General features: G+C 56.0%; 12 protein-coding genes and 1 pseudogene. 5 read left to right on the forward strand and 8 right to left on the reverse strand.

Annotated elements, in window-relative coordinates:
- Positions 1-353 precede the first annotated feature (353 nt).
- Entirely contained in the window at positions 354-1094 is a 741-nt protein-coding gene (locus FW800_RS08635; protein WP_446437430.1) for an AraC family transcriptional regulator, read from the reverse strand.
- Between the two features lie 332 nt (positions 1095-1426).
- Between FW800_RS08635 and FW800_RS08640 the strand changes: the two genes are divergently transcribed.
- Positions 1427-2815 (forward strand): lipid II-degrading bacteriocin, encoded by a 1389-nt coding sequence (locus tag FW800_RS08640; RefSeq protein WP_446437431.1) that lies wholly within the window; start codon positions 1427-1429, stop codon positions 2813-2815.
- Between the two features lie 80 nt (positions 2816-2895).
- On the forward strand, positions 2896-3450 hold the full coding sequence (locus FW800_RS08645) for a hypothetical protein (RefSeq protein ID WP_446437432.1): 555 nt from the start codon (positions 2896-2898) through the stop codon (positions 3448-3450).
- Between the two features lie 110 nt (positions 3451-3560).
- Here FW800_RS08645 and FW800_RS08650 read toward each other — a convergent pair whose 3' ends face one another.
- From FW800_RS08650 to FW800_RS08660, 3 genes are all read right to left on the reverse strand, one after another.
- A complete protein-coding gene (locus tag FW800_RS08650; protein WP_446437433.1) occupies positions 3561-4439 on the reverse strand; it encodes a PoNe immunity protein domain-containing protein in 879 nt (292 codons plus the stop codon).
- Between the two features lie 92 nt (positions 4440-4531).
- A complete protein-coding gene (locus tag FW800_RS08655; protein ID WP_446437434.1) occupies positions 4532-5131 on the reverse strand; it encodes a hypothetical protein in 600 nt (199 codons plus the stop codon).
- A 13-nt stretch (positions 5132-5144) separates the two neighbouring features.
- Positions 5145-5729, reverse strand: coding sequence for a papain-like cysteine protease family protein (locus FW800_RS08660; protein ID WP_103734716.1), 585 nt, complete (start codon positions 5727-5729; stop codon positions 5145-5147).
- Positions 5730-6265: 536 nt separating this feature from the next.
- Here FW800_RS08660 and grxD point away from each other — a divergent pair.
- Positions 6266-6583: a Grx4 family monothiol glutaredoxin gene (gene grxD / locus FW800_RS08665; RefSeq protein ID WP_103734715.1), complete on the forward strand. Its 318-nt coding sequence runs from the start codon at positions 6266-6268 to the stop codon at positions 6581-6583.
- A 177-nt stretch (positions 6584-6760) separates the two neighbouring features.
- The gene (locus tag FW800_RS08670; RefSeq protein ID WP_446437435.1) at positions 6761-8146 is read left to right on the forward strand and encodes an IS4 family transposase; all 1386 of its coding nucleotides are present in this window, start codon (positions 6761-6763) and stop codon (positions 8144-8146) included.
- Positions 8147-8204: 58 nt separating this feature from the next.
- Here FW800_RS08670 and FW800_RS08675 read toward each other — a convergent pair whose 3' ends face one another.
- Positions 8205-8690 (reverse strand): hypothetical protein, encoded by a 486-nt coding sequence (locus FW800_RS08675; protein ID WP_446437436.1) that lies wholly within the window; start codon positions 8688-8690, stop codon positions 8205-8207.
- Positions 8690-12133: pseudogene (locus tag FW800_RS08680) on the reverse strand (DUF637 domain-containing protein); the annotation flags it as partial. The gene FW800_RS08675 and the pseudogene FW800_RS08680, both read right to left, overlap by 1 nt.
- A gap of 447 nt (positions 12134-12580) precedes the next feature.
- Here FW800_RS08680 and FW800_RS08685 point away from each other — a divergent pair.
- On the forward strand, positions 12581-12829 hold the full coding sequence (locus tag FW800_RS08685; protein ID WP_223017864.1) for a DUF6124 family protein: 249 nt from the start codon (positions 12581-12583) through the stop codon (positions 12827-12829).
- 262 nt (positions 12830-13091) lie between these two features.
- Here FW800_RS08685 and FW800_RS08690 read toward each other — a convergent pair whose 3' ends face one another.
- A complete protein-coding gene (locus tag FW800_RS08690; protein ID WP_056791364.1) occupies positions 13092-13625 on the reverse strand; it encodes a DUF2247 family protein in 534 nt (177 codons plus the stop codon).
- Positions 13622-24151: a two-partner secretion domain-containing protein gene (locus FW800_RS08695; RefSeq protein WP_446437437.1), complete on the reverse strand. Its 10530-nt coding sequence runs from the start codon at positions 24149-24151 to the stop codon at positions 13622-13624. Before FW800_RS08695 ends, FW800_RS08690 begins: the two co-directional genes overlap by 4 nt.
- Between the last annotated feature and the right edge of the window lie 27 nt (positions 24152-24178).

Genomic DNA, 24178 nt, shown 5'->3' on the forward strand with positions numbered 1-24178 from the left:
ACAAAAAGCCCCAAAGTAACCAAAGGGCCCTTGCCCCACCACTCGGCACCTCGCCTGGGCTCGGTGTGCCCGTAATCCGCCATGGATTTGGGGGGCCGCCGCCACGCGCCATCCATGGCACGGGGCGGCTAAACCGGCATCCCTGCCGGTTTACCCCCCAAATCCCTGTCGAATTCCGGCCAGCGTGGTTTGACGGGGCGCCTGAGATCAAAAGCAGATCAAGATCAAGAACGGCTCGCTTCGCATCGTGGTTACTGTTGCCGACTGCAAAGTTGTGTAGATACCTATGGCCATCGGGGGCAAGCTCCCTCCCACATTTGGACCGAGGCTGACAAGCCTATCGCCAAGTCAAATCACACCAATCGACAGTTACGCGGGGTGTAACCCATGGTGCGCTTGAACATCGCAGTAAACGCACTCGGGCTCTGATAACCATGCTCCAGCGCCACTTCCAGGATCGACACACCACAGGCCAGCCGCTGCATGCTGAGCAACAGCCGCGTGCGCTTGCGCCATTCGCCGTAACTCATGCCCAACTCCTTCCGGAACAGCCGCGCCAAGGTGCGCGAACTCATATTGAGCTGTAGCGCCCAACTCTCCAGTGTCGATTCCTGGGAAGGGTTGTCGATAAAGCCCGCACACAACAACTTGAGCCTCGGCTCATCCGGAATCGGCACATGCGCCAGCACTCTTTGTGCCCTGTCGAGCTCCGAGAAAATCAACTCGACAATCTGTGCGTGGCGCATCAATGCCGCCTCACTGTCGAGCTTATCCCCGGCAGCGATAATCAGCTCACGCAACAGCGGCGAAACCCTGATGACCTCGCACTCCGTCGTCAAGCCACGATGCGCCCCCGGCGAGATCAACAAGGTGCGCATACGCACTTCACCGGTCATGCGGATCTGATGCTCCAGCCCCGAGGGCACCCACAGTGCATGCCCGGAAGGCACCACCCAGGCGGTCGCCTCCACCGACACCAGCATCACACCGTTGATGGCATAAACGAGCTGGCCCTCGTCATGTCGATGGGGCGCCACGATGTGGCCGTGTCCATAGTTAGCGGCGAGCGCAGCTAATGCGGTAGGCGCGTTCATTTCAGCAGGCCATCGCGGCGTTTGCTCGTTTTGAGAGAAGCGCGCTATGTCGGCAGTTGCAGGAAGAGGCTGTGGGCATCATATCGTTTCTCCTTTCTAGGGCAGACCGCCAGGAGCGTTCGGCGCGTCTTGAGTGCGGAAATAACCCGTACATTCGAAAAAATGCACGAATGCATATTTTTGCCTTGAAAACCTCACTGTATGGATACACAGTATCAGCAGGCCTCATCTTATGCCGATTCATCGCTACCGACGAGCAGCGCGGAGAGGCTGAGCCAGAGGGGTAATTCCCAGCAATTGACCGAAATATATATCGATAAGGATATCGACTCATGACTATCGTTCTTCCACCCATCGTCGTCACTGCCACCGAGCCCGGTTACCCGGCAAATCCTGGAGGCCTGCCGTTTCCCGCGCCGAACCCGGCAGTTGTGTTCCAAGGGCAGATGCTGGAACGCTTTGCTTATTATCGCCAGGGGTTGTGGCGCGAGATGCTAATCAAAATCGCCAACGAACAGGTCACCTGGGGAATGACAGGTGGGCCAGCGCCAGGGATCGTCCATGATTTGCAATCGGTGCCGTTTGCAGATAGCTACCTTTACTTTAATCCGGGCCTGACTTCTGGCCATGGTTTGAATTACGCCCAGCAATATTTCCAATCAGGTGGCGTAACCTCCTCTCCAGGCCTCTCGGGCGGCGACCTGACTCCGGTCGCAGCCGTTGGGCACTTCCTTTACGGCAAAGGTACTCCAACCGAAACCTCAATCAACCTGTTCGGGCTGAACTCACCGAGTATCTCAAGCGCTGTGTTCAATGATGTTCTAGCCTCAGCGCCAATTGGAACGTCGCCGATTTCCATTGGCAACATTCCTTTTACGCCAAATGCCACGTCCTGGCAGCTTGCAACGTGGATAGACAATCTTTCCCTGACCTTGCAAGGCACCCTCAATAAGGCTCAGGACGGTAGTTATCAATTTACCGGCGCCGTATCCGCCGCCAACCACACCTACGATTCGATGCCTGCCGGTTTCAAAGCAGCCATCGGCGAAGCGGCTGCAAATACGCTTCAAAGCGTATTTGACGCTCATGGTGCTATGCCCTTTGAGGTCGTGATCAAAGGCGAAACCGCAGTTACCGTTACCAAAGAGCTCACACCCGATGAAAAGGCTGCCTATACAGACGCTGTCAGCTTCGTATCGACTGCCAATGAACAAATGCTTCAAAAATATGGTGCCAACTTGAGCAAAGTTGCCCAAGACATGCAAGCTGAGATCTCTGGCAAGAAAATCAGAAGTTATGCAGAAGCAATGGCGACCTTTGAGAAAATCAGCGCCAACCCCGCTATGAAACTGAATGCGTTGGACACACAAGCAGTGGTCGATGCGCTGAATGCACTGGATAAGGCGACCTTTGCGGATAACATCACCCGTTTGGGCAAAGCATTCGGTGTGGTCGGTAAAGTCGTACAAGCAGAAGCCATCCGCGAGAAAACCGTCTCCGGTTTTCAAACCGGCGACTGGAAGCCTCTGATGCTTGAACTTGAAGCGATGGCAGTCGGCACAGGTGCTGGAATTTTGCTCGCCACCAGCATGGCGTTCTTCTTTCCTGTTTTTGCGTCGGCTGCCGCTGGAGTCGTCGTGGTGGCCTTGATGATGGCAGCCAACGCTGCGTATTTTGATGCAGCCAAAGTCGATGAGATCAACAACCTGATTCTTAACTAAAACAAAGGATCCGGGCGAGCCGAGTCTCGTCCGGACCCAGCGTGTTAGGATTAAAAATCGTACAACAGGATTTCCGAGCAATGAACAAGTCAATCAAACAGTGCATACCTCTGCCCTATTTATTCATTGCAATGACCATGGCACCTATATTTTTCATAGCTTTTTTATTTCCTGCAAAGGCCACATCCGCGCCCTATACAAATATTGAAAGCTTCATAAACACCTACCTGCTCGGCGTGGTAGGGTTTTGGTCGTCTAACTTCCCTTTCAGCTCCACAGTCATAACAAACTACACTGGCTTGCTCGGACCGATATTTGCGGTGATCTTTTTCTTGAAGGTCCGCAAGGGGATGATCATCGATGCCGATCAATATGCAAACATGACCATCAGCAAATATCTGTTCGGCTTGATAGTTTTATCGAGCTTTATCTATATGATCGCATCCGTGAGCTATTTTTACCCGCATGATCTGGCGGCTCACAACTTGAAATGGCGATTGTTTGGCACACACCTATTCACATATGCAATATTCTCTTCGGGCGTGCTATTTATTATTTACTTTATTACCTTGATCTCATACTTCTCTTTATTATACATACCGAGACTTTTAATAAAAAAGAATAAACAGCGCTAGCTTCACGCCATATAGCAAGATGACGGATAAAAGGATATTCAGTCCCGAAACAGGTGTAAGCCTATTTCGGATTGGAGACCATATCCCCTTCTCCCACTGCCACACCAATACTAGTGCCTTTTGCTGTCTTTACGGCTTTTCAGCCCCAGCAACCGCCCCCACCACCCAGACTCGGCACTTGAATTAGGTGTTGGTATCACTTTCTCATTGGGATGTAGCAAATCACCCGGATAGTGCTCGTGCCCAATGCAATCGCTGTCCTCAAGCCCAAATACTTTCACGGCGGCGACCGCCTCAAAACACCAGCGGCCGAAGTAGCTTCCCATCTCAAGTGGGTGCATTACCGGATCACCATAAATGTACCACCACGGTTGCTGTTTACCGCGCCTGTTCAGCTCTGGATACCAATGCTCCACGAACGCCAGCAGTAGAGTTGCTTGCTGCGCCTGTTGCGCATCAATTGCCTTGAGCAGTCTCGCATATGGCTTGGCGTGTAGCAGCTTCTCCCCAATTTCCCGCTCTGGTTGGCGGTACGCAATGATCCGATCCAGCAGAATGTCCTGCCCCCCATCACCTATTAACGCAACCAATCGAAGCCACTGCTCATCGGGAATCTCCAGAGCAAGCGCTAGCCCCACCAACCAGAAACAATAGATGTAATGATTTAAATCGGTTAGTTCGAAGGTCCAGTCTCGGCAAGTCTTAAGATCATTTTCAGCGCATATTTTGTCGGACTCTCGGTTGGAAATTTCCCATGCATCCAGAACGCCGGGGAAGAATGTTGCAATCGTCGTAATATTTCCACCACTCGAGTAGCCCCGTATAGCCGCACGCAAATTATCTTTGGCAAAGTCGAATGTAAATTGCGCTCTATATACGGGATTAGCCGAAGGCTCCGACAGAATCTTACTGACACGCTCAATCCATTGCAGATCTTTTGCCTCATGATCATCCCAATACTGCTTATTTCCCCAAGGTGCACGAATCATGGAAAAACTCCATTCAACGCCGCCTTTTTACAGGCGGCGCCTTTATTTACAAGGCAAACCCGGACAGTGTCCGGTGATTACCTAAGGGTTGATCAACTGCCCAACAGTCCACTGGTGTCCGCCTCGAAGCGCTTGCGGGCCTGATCAGCCGCCGGTTTGAGCAGCATGAGCAGCGCCGCCTCACTGTACAACTGAGTGACCGCCAGTTCCTTGGGGGTCGGCTCAATCGGGATCAGCACATCTTCGCTGTCTGCGTGCAGCCAGATTGCCACAACGTGCAATGCCGAGATGAACAGCACTCGCAGCTCAACGGTTTTACCCTGCAATTGCGGGGACTGTTCCGCCATTTTCAGCGCATCCACCGTCGCCGCGGCCAGGGGCCCGTGGTTGAGCGAGGCGAACTCGACATGTCCGCCTACGTCGGCCAATTGCGCATCCGCAATCGTCACACCATCGGCAAACACCAAGTAATGCCAATCGCCGACCTCAGCGTCTTTCAGACCTTTACCGTGAGTCAAATCCTCGAGGGTGAGCGAGTAGCCACGATAGGCTTCGCTCAGCCTGATGTTGCCCGGTGCGGCGGCCGCGAATGAGTGATTGCGCCCCTGGCCCTGGGTTTGCAGCGCGGCTTGCAACGCCGGACGCAGTGTCTGTACGCCGTTTGAGGGCGCCTTTGGATAAATCAGTTGCATGATGCAGCCCTCCTCAGTTTTTTACGGTGAAGTAAGTGTTGGTCCAATTGCCGCCGCCGTTGTACGAACCAGGGAACGCGTTCAACGCACGGGTCGAGTAACCGTAGATCGAATCTGCGATCAACAAGTAGTTGCCGTTGGTCCCATAGATCACCAAAAAGTGCGCACCGCCACCGTACCAGGCACAACGCAAACCGATGGGGCGGCCCCTGTTAATCTGGTTCTGGATGGCCGACATCTGCAACGAGCCTTGATTCATGCCGTTGTAGCTGCGCGTGGTTCGTAAGGCGGAATCCAGATAGCCGTAGACGTTGCACGGTCCAGGTTGGTTGCAGCAGTTGCGGTCAAGCTCGCTGCTGGCTACACCGCACTGGGTCCAGGACCCGGTGCCGTAGTAGTTGCCGACCGAGGCAGAGAGCGCCGCCCAGCACCAATTGCTCTGGGTTTGTCTCTGCATGCTGAAATTGAGACTGGCGGCAGCCATTGCTTGGGGCTGAGCAGCCGCTTTGACTTCGACCAGTTGCGGATCGATCAGATGACCGACCAGGCAATTGGGCGGTGTGTCGCCGGTGAGTCGGGTTGTTTCAGTGGATAACATTTTTCAATCCTCCATGAGTGAAAACCAGCGTCCTGCTGGTAAACGTGTAGCGGTGTTGCTGAGCTATCGACGTTCAAGGTGGCCCATATTTGATGGGGGCGTTGCGATCTGGCTCGAGGTAACCCTAGACGCGAATATGCATATACGCAAATATGTAAATGCATTGGCGCATATTTTTGATGAATGCGTGGGGTTTGTCTGGCGGGGTGAACCTATTTCAGGACTAGACATGGAAAAAAAAATCTGTCCCCTTTTTCTACGAGGAAGGGATGTTGACAACTAAAGATACGTATTTCAGCTGCGACGCTCACCGCAACTCCACCTAGGGCTTTAGATATAACTTCCGCCAGTCACTCCCTTTTATATTCAAAACTTCTAAATACCTCTAAACCCATAACAAAATATACCAAGCAACTGTCATACTTGACAGTATCCACCAAGTAAAAACACGGCTATAAATCTCTATATGAATACGTGCAACATATCCCCCTATTGATACACCGGAAACTTTATAAATTTTTCAAACAGGTTCCGTAATGAACATACACACAAGAATCGATGATATTGTACAAAGCCACAATATCGTTCTGTTTATGAAAGGTTCCGCACAGTACCCTATGGATGGTTTCAGTGCAAAAGCCATTCAAATGTTGGAGACCTGCTTAGATCCAACCAAGATACACACAGTTGACGTTCTTGAAGACGACGAGCTACGACAAGGAATAAAGGATTATTCCAACTACCCTACCATCCCGCAACTCTACGTTAAGGGAGAGTTCATTGGCGGGAGGGATATCATAATAGACATGCATGCAAGCGGAGAGCTCCAACAACTGCTAAACGCCTCCGAATAAAACACTCTCTCACCAATACTAAATCGCCCTTAACAAAGAGGAAAAAAGGGGGCAGATTTGAATGGCACTTACTTAACAGCTAACTAGCTGATTCAGCTGCAAAAAAATGAAAAAAAGGCCGTCCTTGGTCTACGGTGATAGTTGCGAACACACACCACTCGAACAAGGACAGCCCGCGTGAATCGTAGACGTCAAATCGTCAGGCATCAACAGCAGCGCGCTCATCAGCACGCAAAAAACAGCAATGCCCATGCATTCTTCAAACTGCTCGCCGATCCAGAGCTGCTTCAGCGTGTCGAGTCAATGATGCCCAAGCATCGTCAACGGCTGTTCCCGCCCACCGAAACACTGTCGATGTTTCTAGCCCAGGCCATGAATGCAGACCGCTCTTGCCAGAATGCCGTGAACGACTTTTCAATCAAACGCTCTTGCAATGGGTTAAAGCCCAGCAGCGTACACACCGGCGCTTATTGCAAAGCACGGGCGCGGTTGCCGGTAGAGATGGTGTCAACATTGTTGCGCTCCACGGGATCTGCGATGAGTCACAACGCGCCAGCGGCATGGCGCTGGATGGGTCGCCCGGTGCGCCTCGTGGATGGCACCACGGTGACCCTGCCGGACACCGCCGCCAACCAAGAGGCTTATCCGCAATCTCGTGGTCAGAAGCCCGGGCTGGGTTTCCCCATCTGCCGTTTGGTTGGGATTATTTGCCTGGCCAGCGGTTCCGTTTTAGACGCCTCGCTGGGACGCTTTCGAGGCAAAGGTGGTGATGAACAAACACTTCTCAGAACGATGCTCGACACGCTGAACCGAGGCGACATTGTGCTGGGTGATGCCTACTACGCGACGTACTTTTTGCTGCGCGAACTGCAACGTCGCGGGATCGATGGTGTGTTCGAACAATACGGCGCCAGGCGGCGCAGTACCGACTTTCAACTTGGGCAATCGTTGGGTCCGGAAGATCATTTGGTTGAGCTGAAAAAGCCCCCACAACGACCCTCCTGGATGAGCCAGACGTACTACGACGATGCACCGCAAACACTGACAGTACGTGAACTGAAAACCGGTGGAAAAATCCTGGTGACCATCTTGAACTGCCCACCGCAAGCGCCCAAGGCTGGGCTGAAATCTCTGTACAAGGACCGTTGGCATGCTGAGTTGGATCTGCGCAATCTCAAGACAACGCTGGGGCTTGAAACGCTGAGCTGCAAGACGCCTGCCATGGCCGTCAAAGAGTTATGGGTGTATCTGCTGGCGCATAATCTGATTCGGATGATCATGGCCCAATCGACGCTATTGGCGGATTGTTTACCGCGAGAGCTGAGCTTCAAACATAGCCTTAAGCTATGCCTTGCACTGAGGCATTACGGAGCGGGAGAAGACGACGAGGACGTGTTGAGCCTGCTCAAATTGATTGCCCGAAAACGTGTTGGAAATCGACCTGGTAGAATCGAGCCCCGCGCTGTAAAACGAAGACCCAAGCCTTACCCCATGCTGATGCAGGCACGAAGGCTGGCAAGGGCCGAGGTACGCGAGAATGGGCATCCGAAGAAGGTTAAGTAAGTGCCATTCAAATTTGTCCCCTTTTTTCCCGCCCCCTTTTTTTCCTTAGATATTGTTTTTATTCACATCTGGTTAATTTATCGAGAATAGCACTCCGTTCTGGAAGGGAGGCGATGGTATCAGCACTCACCTCTTCAATAAAATCTGAACATCTGTAAACCTTGAACTGGCCATAAAAAACTGACAGCAAACGTAATAACAGCATCTCATCCATCACGCCGCCCCCCTCGTCCAGCTCAAAAATCAAAAGGGCATCGCATTCCGTGTCTATTGGCAGAGAGCACTCATCACTCCGTAAATACTCCTCAAGGTTCTGTGCTCTGAGTATTTCGATCCTTATCCAGGCATCGCTGTCCGGCCTATTACTCCATTCGCGGTTAACCTCCCACTTATTAATTTTTAAATCTAGATAGCTGCACTCATTGAAAACCTCATGATCTTGGACATAGGACACAGGTACATCGCCCCAAGCCTGACTAATCAAAAAATCTCTATCAGGCAAGATACTCCCTGCCTCCAAAACAACAGCGTATCGAATATTCATCACATATTTCCTGTTTCTTGTAGGCGCTTCAGACCTTTCTCAGCGTTTCTGAGCAATTGATCTCTTGCCGACTGAGGTAACCGCTTAAACGCTGCATTAATCTGTGGAGCTAATGGTTTGGATAGATCTGGTCTGAAATCTACGATCGAATCTTTCCCCCCGCCAGACTGTATCTGAAGCTTACCATTCGGCTCGATATCAACCCGTAATAAACGTTTACGCCCACCGATCACGGCCTCAACAGGCTGACCAATAGTTTCACTTGCTTTGATTATACCTTTAGGTCCACTGCCCCCCTTAACGACATCAGCCCCTACACCCCGAGGCTCACCACCAACGTACTTCTGCCAGTCAGGATGATAAACATCAGCTCTCATCTCATCTGAGATGGTAGTGATTCCGCCAGAAATATTTTTGCTCCCAGAAGCTTGGAGCTGTTTCGAAACCCCTTCCACCAAATCAGCAGACTCAGCCACCTTCCCTTCAAGATATAGCTTTTTCGCCTTACCTAGAACTTTCTGAGCTGCATCTCCAAGCCAGGGAATCAACCCAACGCTTACCATTGCATAATCAAACGAATCCTCAGCCTCTGAAAATGCCTTCACATCGCCATAGACAGGAATAAAGTCTGAACCGAACTCAGCAAGCTCCTTCGCCAACCGCGCCGTTTGTGCCGCCGCAAACGGGTTGTTTATCTCCTTGATACTGCGAAGTTCAGCCTCAATCGAATAAGCTGCAAGCTCCTTGTTTTGCGCAGTGTCCTTAGCCTGCTCTTTGGCCTCAGGACCAAACCTTGCAACCACTAGGCTGCGGGCTGCGTCCTCAGCTTCTTTTCGTAGACCGCGACAGGTACTACTCGCGCCATTCGAAGTACAAGCGGCTTTCAGTTCCAAATCACGAAGTTTATCCAGATTGTCCCAGGCGTCAGCACGACCGCAAGCAGCCTTATCCCCTCCCTGACACTCCTTCTTAGCCTCGCGGCGCTCCTTACTTTCTTCATGATTGAGGTAGTTGTACTGTGTAGCGGTGCCCGCCACCCATGCCCCAGTTTGCAGGCTCTGCGCATCCGCATTGCTCTGTACCGATGCCGCAAGCACACCAAGCAACTGCGAGTTCATGACCAGCAAACCCTTTTTCTGGTCATCGGGCATGTCGGCGTAATTCTTGGCGAGGCTATCCAGCAACGCCTCATTCACACCCGCAGCCAGAGCCCCTGTGCGGAAGTCTCCTCCAGAAGCCTCAGCTGCCAACCCGCCCATCAAGGCATGTAGCCCAATCTTGGTAATGCCACCTTCTGCAAACCGGTTCTTGGAAATATCCCCAACCAGGTTGAATCCATAAGCCGCAAATGCGTTAGCCAAACTACTCTGCAACGCGTCGCCAAGACGGGCTTCGCCCCCGAGCGCCCGATCCACTAATACTGATGTTCCGTTTTGCAGTACCTGGTTGGCCGTGAACTGCCCCACGCCTTGCCAAGTGCTCAACGGACTTACGGTGGCAACTGCACCTGAGTTGGGTAGTGCAGTGGAAGTGCCGGTCTGAGTGCCGGTCCATTTGTCATAGACGCCTGCAGTCAAGCCAGCAGTGACGCCGGACACCACGTAGCCTTTCATCGCGTCGCTGGAAGTGACATCCTTTAAGACGGTGCTCAGGTTTCCACGGTTATTGATGGCGCTGATCGCACCGTTACTCGCCATGCCAGCAAGCACGGTACTGCCCGCAGCATTGGCCCATCCGGCAGACGTGGCCGCAGTCCCAACAGCCGTGGCACTCGCCATCGATGTCCCCGAACCCGCTGCGGCAATTGCACCGCTGGCGGCCCCCATCGTGAAGTACGTAACGATGATCGCAATGATGATTTGCGCGCCGGCGCCCAAGCCTGAATTGCTGTATTTGAAACTGTCGTGCAGTTCTTTAACCTGGCGCCAATCCACGTCCCCGCGCTGCTCGACCTCTTTTAGCCAGGCCAGTTGCGGGTCGGCCTTGACCATCACATCAATCGTCTGGCTAACCGTATTTTGATCGATCTGCTTGATGTCAATTTTCAAGCCATCGACGGCTTTAATCACGACGCTGCCTTCTGCAATCATCTGCGTCTGGCGTAGCGTCTCGTCGGTATTCCCCTTGCCCTTGGAACTGGTCCAGGCGAGGTCGCCCTTACTCTTGGTGTGGCTCTCGTCATGCAGATCCTTCACCGCCTCAAACGTAACCGCCCCACCGCTGACAATCGCAATATCCCCACCACTCTCAAGCTTCGCCGCCTGATACTTCTGATTCCCACCGCTCTCCAGCGTCAGATCCCCCCCAGTCTTGATCTCGCTCCCGACATTCTTCACATCGGTCACTTCATCACGCTGAGTCTTCTTGCTGCCTCAACTGCCCTTCTTGCTCATGTCGTACAGCGAGTAGTGGCTGTCCTGCGCCGCCAGCATTTGCAGTTCGTTATCAGCGTGCACATAGGCTTCATTGCCCGCGCTGATTTTGCTGGCGACTAGCGTGAGGTCGGTGCCAGCGATGGCGATCAGGTCGCCGCCGGCTTTGAGTTCGGCGCTTTGTTGGGTGACGTCGTCCAGTTGAGTAGTGGTTTTGGTACCGCCTTTTTTGCCTTTGGAGTAGTCGTGCTGTTCGTTGGCGGCGGCGGCCAGGGTCAGGTTTTCGCCGGCCTTGACGCTGAGGTCTTTGGCGGCGCTGACGGTGCTGGCGACCACGGCGATGTCGCGGCGGGCGTCGATGGCGAGGTTGCCGCCCACGTCCACGGCGGAGGCGTGTTGCAGGATGGTTTGCTCGGTGCCGCTGATGCGGCGGCGTTGGTAGGCGTAGTCGTCCTGTTCGGTCTGGCTGGCGATCAGCACGTCCCGCCCTGCGCTCACGCTGGCGTTGCCACCGGCCTTGAGGTTGCTGCCAACGTTGAGCACATCGCGCCCGGCGTTCAGCTTGAGCGTGTCGGTAGCCTCAAAGCGTGAGGCTTCGCTGACCACGTCGTTACGCAGTTGATAGCCCTGGCCTTCCTGCTTGAAGGTGGTGACGGTGCGCTCGTTGATGATGTCGCCGGTCACGGCGGTGGCGCTGGTGTCGCGGCCATTGATGATGCCGCCACGGCTGTTGCGGATCGAGTCGGTGGCGAGCATTTCCAGGCGATTGCCGGCTTGCATCAGGCCGCTGTTGTCGATGTTGCCTGCGACCATGTTCAGGTTGTTGGTGGCCCGCAGGGTGCCGCTGTTGTGCAGGTCGCCGCCGGTGATCAGGCTCACGTCCTGGCCCTGGATCAGCGCGCCGTTGGGAGCCAGGCGGTTGTCGGCCTGGGCCAGGTAGAGCACGGGAGTCAGGACTTTCTGGCCGTTGACCTCGGCTTCTTCCATCCACACGATGTCGTGGGTCAGTGCCGCCACTTGCTCGGCGGTCAGCGACACGCCCAGTTGCAGGTTGAGCGAGTCCTTGTTTGAATCATTTTTGAAGACGTAATGCCGTATTCCCGAGCTTCGGACTTTTCCCACGACCTGATGAGGTTGAGCCATAGGAAGTAACTTGGCTAGGATTCGCCGTCGCAGTAAATCCTGTGGCTGGGTGTCGCAACCTGAAGTAGTCTGAGGCGCGGTAGCGCCATAGCTCTGTAGCAGGCGCTTTTTTTATGCCTGCTTACCGCATCTATGGTGGACCGTGTGAGGCGGGCTTTTGCCCGGCCGGTACCCTCGGACACCGGTTTGCGACCCTCGCACGGTCCACCACCCACTCGTGTCGCAACGACGGTGGTGGTCTCTTAACTGTCTGAGGATCGAGTGGATGTTTTCTACAAATCGAAACTGTCGAGTTATTGAAGTAAAAGTCGTGATGAGGTGTTCGCGCTCTGCCGTTGACGCTCATTCAATGTGTGGTGCATTGGAGTGTCGCTCATGAAAACACAAGTAAATGATGATGACTTTCCTACCAGCGTTTTCAACGTAAGGCTAGACTTGAGCTCCGAAGAAGCATTAGTGAATGCAAGTGAGCTTTTGGCCTCGGCGTCAGCTATGGCTAATGAGCAAGCGTTTTCTTCAAGCGGATCACAGCGACTTCAAACCTTTGGTTTGGCCCAGCTAATCGAAAGCGCGCACCTTCTAGTGAACGATGCTCTGAAAAAAACAAGCCCAGTACCCCTCTGATTGTTAATAGAGAAAAAGAGATGAGGGTAGGTTACCCAGTTTTACTCGAAAATCGTGGCCTACCCCACCTATAACTTACATTTAAACAATTGAATTTTTCACAAAAAAGATGATGCCTATAGACATCCATCTTCGCCAAACATAAAACTAGCAGACACAACAAAAGAACGTTATTAAAGAACGAACCGCCAACAGAATTCAACAATAAATCTGTTCCTTTTCCCTCCAAAGCAAGGCCGGCATCGAGATTATTAAAGTAGGTTTAAGCTTTACTAGAGCGCAAAGCAGCCAGTTCATCTTTCAACCATTGCTCATGTTCGTGAACAACGTGATCATAGTTCGATGCAGAGTGGTATTGATCTTCCGGCAAAGTCATCGCGTCAAGCGTCATCGACAGTGGAGCATCAGCAGGCCACTCCCAACTTGACCAAAACTCAGTCAACTTTATCAACCCATAGAGCGGGTCTGAGTCTAAATTTGTTAACAGTTCTTCCAATGCAACAGCTCGCCATATTCTCCTGGCCCGTTGCATGTCCGCGTTTTGAAGTTTGCTCATTTTTTGCAATTGCGAGCATAGCTCAGATATAGGCAGGTCACTATCGTTAGCCAAGCTAACAATCACATCAAGCAAGGGATTATTCCCAGTCGCCTTTTCAAGTTCAGCGTTTGCAAAGTTTTCCACACAAAACGCTGGTAAGCGCCCAAAAAGGCTAGGGATGCCACAGACGCCCTGGAGCAAAACGGCCCAGTCAATCAAGCCATATTTGGTAATTCGTTCAAAGACTGCTTGAATCATGGTTTCACCGGTATACCGTTAACAGTTCCATTTGGCACAAACATTCTGTGTGTTACACCACCCAACTTCGGATCTACAATCCATTCAAACCTACCCGCCACCCCGTTGTAGCTACCTGATGCTTGGTAAAGCGATGAGCCGTTGCTGAGCGAAAATTTAGTCGCACTGTTTGCATAGTTATCGACAACATCGGGAAAACCATGCGCAACTGAAGTCGATGGAAACTCTTGTGTGGCATAAGGACCATTGGGCCTCTCCGAGTACACAGGTATTGGTTTTCCGTCAGCACCAACAACTTGTTGGTTCGGGAGTTGGTCGACTTTATTTCCGCTACCTTGACCCTTCGTACCATTGCCAATACGCGTTTCGACTAGAACATCATTTGATAGCGCTGTTCCACCTTTTGCACCCGCCAACTCTACCTTAACAACCTTAGCAGTGACCTTTTCGACGAGCAAGGCCCCGCTTTTTAGCGCTCCCCCAACTCCCGTCCCAAGCGCCACCACGTCGCTTATCAGCTTCCCGGTTTCACGCCCTGCGTTAAATGATCCACCCGCCCCAGCTCTTTCATACTCCGCTTCCAGATTGTCAATTCGTGCGATGTAGGACTGCTTCACGGCGTCCGAGACATTACCCAGCACATCCCCGCTCTCAAGTACAGATCTCAACGCCTGATACGTCTCTATCGGACTGACGGCAACTTCCAAGATGCCCTTGACCGTATCAAGTAGCCCTTCCGGCACCCCAACCACTGCCCCACCCGCAAAGCCGGCGTCCTGCCCGGCGTCGATCAATTCCCACTTCGTATTGATCCTGAGTGTTTCCAGTGAATCTTTGCTTTCTTCCAGCTCTTTCGCTCTCTGAGCCTTTTGATGATCGCCCAGGTAGTTGTATTGCGTAGCATTCTTCGCAACCCAAGCCCCCTTCTCCATCGTGGCCGCATCTGCATCCTTCTGCGACGCCGCCGCCAGCACACCCACGATCTGCGAACTCATCGTCAGCAGCTCTTCGTTGCCTTTGACCAGCGTATCCAGATGAGTAACCAGCGCCTCATTCGCCCCCGCTGCCAGCGCACCGGTTTTGAAGTCGCCGCCCGTAGCCTCAGCCAGCAAACCACCCACCATCGCGTGAATCGCAATCTTGGGCGCCGAGCCATCGGCAATTACGCCTTCGGTGTAATTCCCCACCAGGTTGAAACTGGCTGCCGCCAACGTGTTGAACAGCGCGCTTTTCAGCGCGTCGCTGGCGCTACCGCCCTGCCCGAGCGCCTTGCTCAGCAGCATGGATGTGCCGCTTTGCAACGTCTGGTTGGCGGCAAATTTACCGACACCGCTCCACGTATTCAGTAGACCTGGCGTCGTGACTTTCCCAGTGATTGTGTTTGTTTGAGTCCCCGTCCAATCACCAAAATAAGCAGCGGTCATGCCAGCAGTGACGCCAGCAATCACATACCCCTTCATCGCATCCGAAGAAGTCACGTCCTTGAGTACCGCGCCCAAGTTGCCACGGTTGTTAACGACACTGACCGTAGCGTTGGTCGCTGCTCCTGCTGCCACTGCTCCAGCTCCAGCTGCCACGCCAACGCCCGCCCCTGCGCTGGCAGCCGCACCCGCTGCCAACGGCCCAACCACCGCCGCCATCACAATCGCAATAATGATCTGCGACGCAGGCCCCAACCCCGAGTTGCTGTACTTGAAGCTGTCGTGAATCTCCTTGACCTGCCTCCAGTCCACATCCCCACGAGCCTCGGCCTCTTTAATCCAGGCCAATTGCGGATCTGCCTTGACCATCGCATCAATCGATTGGCTGACGGTTTGCTGGTTGACCTGCCTGACGTCGATCTTCAGGCCTTCCACCGCCTTGATCGCGATATTTCCCTCAGCCACCATTTGGGTCTGGCGCAGGGTCTCATCTGTATTGCCTTTACCTTTTGATGATGTCCAGAACGCGTCTCCCTTGCTCTTCTCATGACTCTCCTGATGCAGATCCTTCACTGCCTCAAACGTCACCGCACCGCCACTGACAATCGCAATATCCCCACCACTCTCAAGCTTCGCCGCCTGATACTTCTGATCCCCACCACTCTCCAGCGTCAAATCCCCCCCAGTCTTGATCTCGCTCCCGACATTCTTCACATCGGTCACTTCATCACGCTGAGTCTTCTTGCTGCCCCAACTGCCCTTCTTGCTCATGTCATACAGCGAGTAGTGGCTGTCCTGCGCCGCCAGCATTTGCAGTTCGTTATCCGCATGCACATAGGCTTCGTTACCCGCGCTGATCTTGCTGGCAACCAAAGTCAGGTCGGTGCCAGCAATGGCGATCAGGTCGCCGCCGGCTTTGAGTTCGGCGCTTTGTTGGGTGACGTCGTCGAGTTGAGTGGTGGTTTTGGTGCCGCCTTTTTTACCTTTGGAGTAGTCGTGTTGTTCGTTGGCGGCGGCGGCCAGGGTCAGGTTTTCTCCGGCTTTGACGCTGAGGTCTTTGGCGGCGCTGACGGTGCTGGCGACCACGGCGATGTCGCGGCGGGCGTCGATGGCGAGGTTGCCGCCCACGTCCACACCGGAGGCGTGTTGCAGGATGGTTTGCTCGGTGCCGCTGATGCGGCGGCGTTGGTAGGCGTAGTCGTCCTGTTCGGTCTGGCTGGCGATCACCACGTCACGCCCTGCGGTCACGCTGGCGTTGCCACCGGCTTTCAGGTTGCTGCCGAGATTGAGCACGTCGCGGCCCGCGTTCAGCTTGAGCGTGTCGGTGGCTTCGAAGCGGGAGGCTTCGCTGGCCACGTCGTTGCGCAGTTGGTAGCCCTGGCCTTCCTGTTTGAAGGTGGTGACGGTGCGCTCGTTGATGATGTCGCCGGTCACGGCGGTGGCGCTGATGTCGCGGCCATTGACGATGCCGCCACGGCTGTTGCGGATCGAGTCGGTGGCGAGCATTTCCAGGCGGTTGCCGGCTTGCATCAGGCCGCTGTTGTCGATGTTGTTGGCAACCATGCTCAGGTTGTTGGTAGCGCGCAGGGTGCCGCTGTTGTGCAGGTCGCCGCCGGTGATCAGGCTCACGTCCTGGCCCTGGATCAGCGCGCCGTTGGGGGCCAGGCGGTTGTTGGCCTGGGCCAGGTAGAGCACGGGGGTCAGGACTTTCTGGCCGTTGACCTCGGCTTCTTCCATCCACACGATGTCGTGGGTCAGCGCCGCGACTTGCTCGGCGGTGAGGGATACGCCCAGTTGCAGGTTGAGTGAGTCCTTGTAAGAGATGGCGTTGTCCATCAGGTAGCGGAACAGTTGGTCATCGCTGGCGAGGCCGTTGATGTAGCGTTGGCCAGTGCGGGCCACCACGGCTTCGCGGATCAGGCGCTGCTCGTACAGACCGTCGCCCAGGCGCTTCCAGCTGGCATCGGGGTTGTAACCCAGTTTCCCGAGCAGGTAGTCGGAGCTCATGAACTGCTTGAGGTCGGTGAGCGCCGGGTTGGTTTCGATCAGGTATTTGTGGCTGTTATCCACCGGGGCAATGTCTGGCAGGCCTTGCACGCGGGTGATCGAGGGGGAGCGATTGTCCAGAGCCAGCGGGCCCTGGCCGTTGACTGCGCCGCTGACGGGCTGACTGTCGAGGTTGAAACCGCGTTCTTGCACGGCGGTGTAGTCGAGGTTTTTTTCGCGGTCGGCGGCGGTGATGACACGCCCGTTGACGCTGAAGTCCCCGGTGGCAGTGTCCGCTTTACTCGCTGCGCCGCCTTTCGCTGCCTGGCCGCTGAGACGGAACAGGCCGTTCTGGCTGGTCGGCAAACTGAAGCCGGGCAAGGTCACCGGGTTGACCTGGCGTTGGGCCAGGTCTGGCGGCAGTTGTGCGGTGATTGCCGGTTTTACCGTGGAGGCAAATACGTCGGAGTTGGTGTTGCGGTTGGCCGCCGGGGTGTCGATGTTGGTAGCGTTCGGGCGGATGACGCTGTTGTTGATTTCTTTGGTTGCGTTAACGGTGACCGATCCGGCTGCCTGGATCACCGCTTGGGCGATCACGCTGCCAGAGGTGGGCACGGTGTAGTCGATAGGTGATGTGAAGTAGGTATCCGAGAACCTCGTCTTCTCAATGAACTGGTCGAACGTGTACTGACCCGGCTTATAGTCACTTGAGCTGGGATCGTTGCTACGGTTGAACTGTTCGACTTCGCTCATCAGCAATGAGTAAGCCGACCGGTTACGCGTGTAGTAGGCGTAACCGAAATTACGCTGCTCACCGCCGGCAGCGCCGGTGTTGTTCAGCACGTCGGTGTTGATCAGGATGTTTTTAGCGGCCGATACCGAGCTGTAGAGGTTATCGAACGTCTGGCTGCCTACCGTGAGATCACCACCGGCATTGATGAACGCGGAGGCGGAGCTGCCTTTGATGACGTCCTCATAGGTTTCGACGCCGCTGAAACTCAGCTCGCAGCCTTTACCTTTGCAGTAATCGTTGCCGTAGACACCGATGCTCCCGGAGACCAGGCTTTTCTCCGTGGTGAACTGGTCGCGGCGGTTGCTCAGGGTATCGGCCAGCAAACGCATATTGCCGTCGCTTTCCAGGGTACCGGAGACGTTTTCGATCAGCACACTGCGCCCATTGGCATCGTCGCGTGCAATGTCGAGGCCGCCCAGGCTGTAGACATCACCAAAACGGTTGCTGAAGTCGTTGACCCGCAGGGTCATGTCCTCGCCGCTGAACAACAGGCCTTTTTCATTGAGCAGATGCGTGGCGTTAAGGCGAACATTCTCGGAGCCGCCCAGGGTGCCGTAGTTGTTCAGTGTGGCGGCGTTGACCGTCAGGTCACCTACCGAGGTCACGCGACCACGATTGGTCAGGACGTTGGTGCTCGTGATCTGGGTGACCGCACCACCGGCAATCCGTGCGCTCTCGCCCAGGTCCATGTTGGCGGCGGCGAGGGTCATGTCGCCCAGGCTGCTGACCCGGCCGTTACCGCTGTAGCCGCCGGTCAGGGTCAACTTGAGGGTGCCGTCACTGGCCAACAGGCCGTCGTTGGTCCAGGTGTCGCCGGTGCCGGTGAGGCTTTGTGCGCCGAGCAATTGGCCGCTGGCGGTCTGGGTGAATTGGCCAATGTCTAAGTTCAGTCGTCCGGCTTGGATCACACTGCTGTTGGTCCAGCTTGCTGCCTTGATATCCAGTTGGCCGTTGGTGACGAAGCTGCCACCGGCACGGGTGACTTGGTCGGACGTCAGGTCAAACGTGCCAGTGCCGGTATGCACGACGCGCCCACCGTTGTTGTCCAGGCTGCCAGCTTGCAGGTTGAGGGTTTCGTTGGCGCTTTCCAGCGCGCCGAAGCGGTTATCGAACAGGCCCGTGGTACGAATATCGGTGGTGCCGACCCGGCCCATGGCGCGCAGGTTGCCGCTGACGTTGTTGATGGTTTGCGCGGCAAGGCGCAGGGTGTCGTCGCTTTCAATCAGGCCATAGCTGTTGCTCAGCGTGCCTGTCAGGCCGAAATCAATTGCGCGGGCGCCGACCTTGCCACCATTACCGACCTCAGTGCCCTGGTTATCGAAGTTCGCGGCCGCGACTTTGAGCAAGGTGTCGGCATACACACCGCCGCCCTGGTTATTCAGGGTGGTGGTGACGATCTGGCTGTCACCGCCAAGGGCCGACAGATGCCCCAACTGGTTGAGCAGGCCGCCTTTGGCTTCAATGTTCAACGACTGTGCCTGGGTGATGCCGCTGCCGTTATCGAACAGGCCGGTGACCAGTTTGATCCAGCCTTTGCTGCTGTTGAGGATGCCACCTGCGGTATTGGCGACGCTGGCGGTTTCCAGGTCCAGGTTGCCACTGAGGCTGTCGACGCGGCCGCCCTGGTTATTCAGGGCGCCACTGAGGCGCAGGCGGTTATCGGTCTGGCTTTGCAGCGTGCCTTGATAGTTGGTGAGGCTGCGGGCGGTAAGGTCGAGCTTGCCCTTCTGGCTGAACATCAGGCCGTCTTGCTGGTTGTGAACGTCACCGGCCAACAGCCTGATCACCAGGTCTTTCTGGCTGGCGAGTGTGCCTTTGGCGCTGTTATCCAGGTCGCCATTGGCGAGGGTCAGATCAAGGCGGTCCTGGCTGACCAGTTGGCCCCCTCGGTTGTCCAGGCTGGCGGCGCTCAGCAACAGTGCTGCGCCACTGGCCAGGCGGGCGTTGTTGGCGTTGATCAGCGCACCACTGAGGGTGCCGTCCAAGGTGCCCTGGCTGATCAGCTGACCGGCGCTATTATCCAGGCTCTGGCCGATAAGGCTGATGTTGCCGGCATTGATCCGGCCAGCACGGTTGATGATTTGGCTCTGGGCGTTATTGAAGCCCAGGTGTTGAGTCGCAGCAATCAGGCCGTTGTTGCTGTTATCCAGGCGACCGGCAACGTTGAGGTCTACATCAGCCTGGCCGGAGATGATCCCCTGATCATTGTTCAGGCTGCCCGCGGTGAGCGTTTGTTTGCCCAGGCTGACCAGGGCACCCGCCGCGTGGTTATCCAATACACCGGTGAGGTCGGTGTGCAACGTGCCACTCTTGCTCGACAACGTGCCCTCGGCGCTGTTGTCGAGGCTATTGCCGACCACCGTCAGACCGTTCCAGCCGGAGATCAAGCCCTTGTTGGCGTTGACCACTGTATCCGCTTCAAGACGCAATTGATCAGCGCTGAGGATGACCCCACGATCACCGTTATCGATGCGTTTGGCAGCTACGGTGAACGCCGTCTGACTGGAGATTTCGCCTTGTTCGCGGTTGGTCAGGTTAGCCAGGCGCGCGAAGGTCAACGGGCCTTTGGCACTGATCAAGCCTGCGCTGTTATCGAGATTGCCGCCTTGCAGGTCGAGAGTTACGGCGCGTTCGCCGATCAAGCGGCCCTGACGCTGGATCAGCTGTTGGACGATGAGCTTCAAGTCGCCCTTGGCTGAGATTTCGCCATCCAGGCTTGAGTCGACTGTTTGCCCGGTCAGGGTCAGGTCCGCCTGGCTGTTGATCAACCCGGCAGTGTTATCGAGGTTGGCAGTGGTCAGGTTCAGCGCCTGTTGACTGCCGATCACACCCGCACGGTTATCCACATTGGCGGCAGTGACGGTCTGGCTACCGTCGCTGACGATTCGTCCGCCCTGGTGATTGTCCAGCGCGCCGGTGTTGAGCGTCTGTAGCGTGCCGGCCGAGAGGCTACCTTTGTCGCTGTTGTTCAAGGAGCCTGAGGTGGTAGTCAAAACCGTAGCGGCGGATATCTGCCCCTGGTTATGGTTATCCAGCACACCGGTGACCTTCAGGTCCAGCGCACCACGGCTGGCGAGCGCGCCACGGGCCTGGTTGTCCAGGCTGTCGGCTGCCACTTGCAGAACGCTCTTGGCGGACAGTACACCTTCCACGCTGTTATCCAGCGCCTTGGCGATACGTACCTGCAGGCTGTCGCCACTGATGACTTTGCCGCCGCGGTTGTTCAGCGCATCGGCCATCAACAGGAATGACTGGGTGCTGGAGATTTCACCGCCCTGACTGTTGTCGACGTTGCCCAGGTTGTTCAGCAGCAGTTGGCCCGGTGTCGCGATCAGGCCGTGGTCGCGGTTGATCAGTTGCCCATGGTTCAAGTCCAGTTCGATGTTGGTGTTGCTGACCAGCTCACCACGGTCATGCTGGTCCAGCCCACTCAGGGTTGCATTGACCGTTGACTTGGCGAAGATCGACCCTTGTTGGCTGTTGTCCAGTTGCCCTGCGTTGAGGGTAATACCAGCGTCACTGCTGATACTGCCGCGCTGGCTGTTATTCAGGCCGGCACTGCGTACATCAACCTGCTGCTTGGCGCTGATCACACCGCCCTGGCTGTTGTTCAGCCCAGCGCTGACCAGCGTGGCTGTGCCATCGGCGAGTAGTTTGCCTGCCTGGTTGTTCAACTGGCCCTGAGTGGTGATCGACAACGCATTGGCTGCGGACAAAATGCCGCCCTGGCTGTTGTCCAGCGTACCTGCCTGGACGGTTAACGCGCCCTCGCTGAGTAGCGTGCCCTGCCCTTGGTTGAGCAGGTCGCCGGTCAGGGTGATGTTCAGGTCTTTTTGGCTGGTGACACGGCCACCCTGGCTGTTGTCCAGTTGGGTGCCGTTCAACACAAGGCTCTCACGCCCCGCCAGCAAGCCTTTGCTCTGGTTGAGCAGGCGCTGGACCGTGAGCGTCAGGCCGCTGTCGCCGATGACCTTGCCGGTGGTGTTGTTCAGTTGATCAGCGATCACCAGCACCTTTGCCTGGCTGGATATCTCGCCTTGCTGGTTAAGGATGGTCTGGCTGCGCAGGTCCACGCCGTGGGTGGCAGCGATAAGGCCGCCGTTGCGGTTATCCAGGGATGTGCCGGTCAGGTTCAGCGCACCGTCGCTGACGAGTTCGCCCGCTTGTTGATTGAGCACACCGACCGTTGCCTGCAAGTCGCCCTTGGCGCTGATGCGACCGGCGCCGTTTTCGAGCTGGTTGGCGTTGAGGGTCAGCGCACCATCGCTGCCCAACTTGCCGCCGTTGCTGTTGTTCAACTGATTCAGTTGCACGTGCGCTGCGGCCTTGGTGCTGATCACGCCGGCCAGGCTGTTATCCAGATCGCCGCCGGTGAGGGTCAGCGCGCCGTCGGCAATGACCAGGCCACCCTGGTTGATCAGGCTGTCGCCGTGCAGCGCCAGGGTGGTTTTGCTGGACACCAGGCCGCCCTGGCTGTTGTTCAACTGCCCTGCGGCTATTTGTTGAGCCCCCTGGCTGACGAGGTTGCCTTCATTACGATTGTCCAGCAGCCCGGCGACGGTCAGGTTCATCACGCCCTGGCTGGCAACGGAACCTTTGTCGCGGTTATTCAGGCTGGCAGACTGTACCGTCAGGCTGGTGGCGGAGAAAATCCCCAGGCGGTTATCGATGGCACCGCTGGCGGTCACGTTGAGGTTGCTGCCCAGCAATTTACCCGAACGGTTGTCCAGGGTCGTGGCGATCACGGTAGTCTGATCGGCAGAGATTTCACCCGCCTGGTTGCTCAATTGCCCGGCGGTTACACGGGCCTGCGCCTGGCTGGCGACCAGGCCGTTATCGTTAGTCAGTTGGCCGGCGTTGAGCGTCAGGTTCTTGAGGCCGATCACGCGACCGCTCTGGTTATCCAGTGCAGCGGTTACCGTAACGTCGGTGCTGTTTTCACTGTGCAGCAGACCGTTGGTGCGGTTATCCAGGGCGGTGGCCGTGACCTTGAGCGAGTCCTTCCCCAATACACGACCGCCACGGTTGTCGAGTTGGCCGGCGTTAACCACGGCGCCTACACCGCTCAACGTGCCACCTTGATTGTTCAAGGTTTGGTTGGCTGTCGCGGTGAGGGTTCGGCTGGCAACCACGCTGCCGCTATTGCTCAGGTTCGCCGCGTGCAGGCTGACATCGCCATTGGCATTGCGGCTTTCATCAGCGTTGACACCGGCTTCGATGATGCCGCTGTTGACCACCGCCCCGGCGCTGGTCAGGGTAATACTGTCGCGGGCGGCCAGGCTATTTTGATTGCTCAGGCCTGCCGTGGTTTGCACATCGATTCGCGTGCCAGCATATACCGCCCCGGCAGCGTCCAATTGACCGGCCTTGACCACCACCGCTTCGCTGGCTTTGGCATTGGCCAAACTCAGTCGCCCATTGGCATCAAGCTGGATATCACCGCCACTGGCCATGAGTGCGCCATCGAGCTTCACGCCCACACCGGCTTCAGTCCCCACCAGCTTGATCGCCCCGGCATACATCCCGCCCAACGCCGTCGAGTCAATCGCCAGCTCCGGCTTGGCACTGCCGTCATCGGCGCGGGCGGTGGCGTTCAAGGTCTGCGCATTTACATCATTGCGCCCAGCAACCACGCTCAAGTTGCGCGCATTGATCTGCGCATTGATCTTGGCCGAGCGGGTGATGATTTCGAAGCGGTCGACGTTGCTGGCGTTCAAGCCCTGGCCGTCGATAGTCACCGCACCGCCATCGACCTGGTAGCGCTCCAGGCGGCCGTTATCGAGGATGGGTTTACCGGTGGTCAGGGTGACATTGGGGGTGTTGATGAAGCCGCAGCCACTGCAGGTGATGCCGTAGGGGTTGGCGACGATGACCTTGGCCGACTGGCCCGCCACTTCGGTGTAGCCGCGCAATTGGCTGGGGCTGCCACCGTTGACTTCGTTGAGGATGATATTGGCAGCGCGGCCCTGCAGGTTCGGGTTGCCCAGGATGATGCCGCCCAGTTGCGTCGATTGAGTGCGTTCGGTGGCGTTGTTGAGGATTACGCCATTGGTGCCGACGTTGTAGTCCTTGAACTGGTTGTGGGACAAGCCACTGCCATTGGGGGTGGCGATGTTCACTACCGGCACGCCATTGCCCGCCGCGCCCACTGTGGTGCCGGGGGCGCTGACCACGATGCCTTCGGCCTGGGCCAGCAGCGGTTGCCAGAACAGCGCATTGGCCAGGATCAGCGCCAGGCCACGTTTGGGCAGGCCGAGGAACGCGTCACGGCTTTTCAGGGCAGCAGAAGGCTGGCGAACCAGGAAGGCAAATTGGCGAACATCCATTTCAAATTCTCGTTGCAACTGGGCGTT

This window comes from Pseudomonas sp. 910_23 (genome assembly GCF_052850795.1).

Excerpts from the sequence above, each read along its gene's own strand:
- FW800_RS08675 (WP_446437436.1), bottom strand. The coding sequence starts at position 8,690 with ATGAATATTCGATACGCTGTTGTTTTGGAGGCAGGGAGTATCTTGCCT.
- FW800_RS08655 (WP_446437434.1), bottom strand. The coding sequence starts at position 5,131 with ATGCAACTGATTTATCCAAAGGCGCCCTCAAACGGCGTACAGACACTG.
- grxD (WP_103734715.1), top strand. The coding sequence starts at position 6,266 with ATGAACATACACACAAGAATCGATGATATTGTACAAAGCCACAATATC.
- FW800_RS08660 (WP_103734716.1), bottom strand. The coding sequence starts at position 5,729 with ATGTTATCCACTGAAACAACCCGACTCACCGGCGACACACCGCCCAAT.
- FW800_RS08690 (WP_056791364.1), bottom strand. The coding sequence starts at position 13,625 with ATGATTCAAGCAGTCTTTGAACGAATTACCAAATATGGCTTGATTGAC.
- FW800_RS08695 (WP_446437437.1), bottom strand. The coding sequence starts at position 24,151 with ATGGATGTTCGCCAATTTGCCTTCCTGGTTCGCCAGCCTTCTGCTGCC.
- FW800_RS08640 (WP_446437431.1), top strand. The coding sequence starts at position 1,427 with ATGACTATCGTTCTTCCACCCATCGTCGTCACTGCCACCGAGCCCGGT.
- FW800_RS08650 (WP_446437433.1), bottom strand. The coding sequence starts at position 4,439 with ATGATTCGTGCACCTTGGGGAAATAAGCAGTATTGGGATGATCATGAG.
- FW800_RS08635 (WP_446437430.1), bottom strand. The coding sequence starts at position 1,094 with ATGAACGCGCCTACCGCATTAGCTGCGCTCGCCGCTAACTATGGACAC.
- FW800_RS08685 (WP_223017864.1), top strand. The coding sequence starts at position 12,581 with ATGAAAACACAAGTAAATGATGATGACTTTCCTACCAGCGTTTTCAAC.
- FW800_RS08645 (WP_446437432.1), top strand. The coding sequence starts at position 2,896 with ATGAACAAGTCAATCAAACAGTGCATACCTCTGCCCTATTTATTCATT.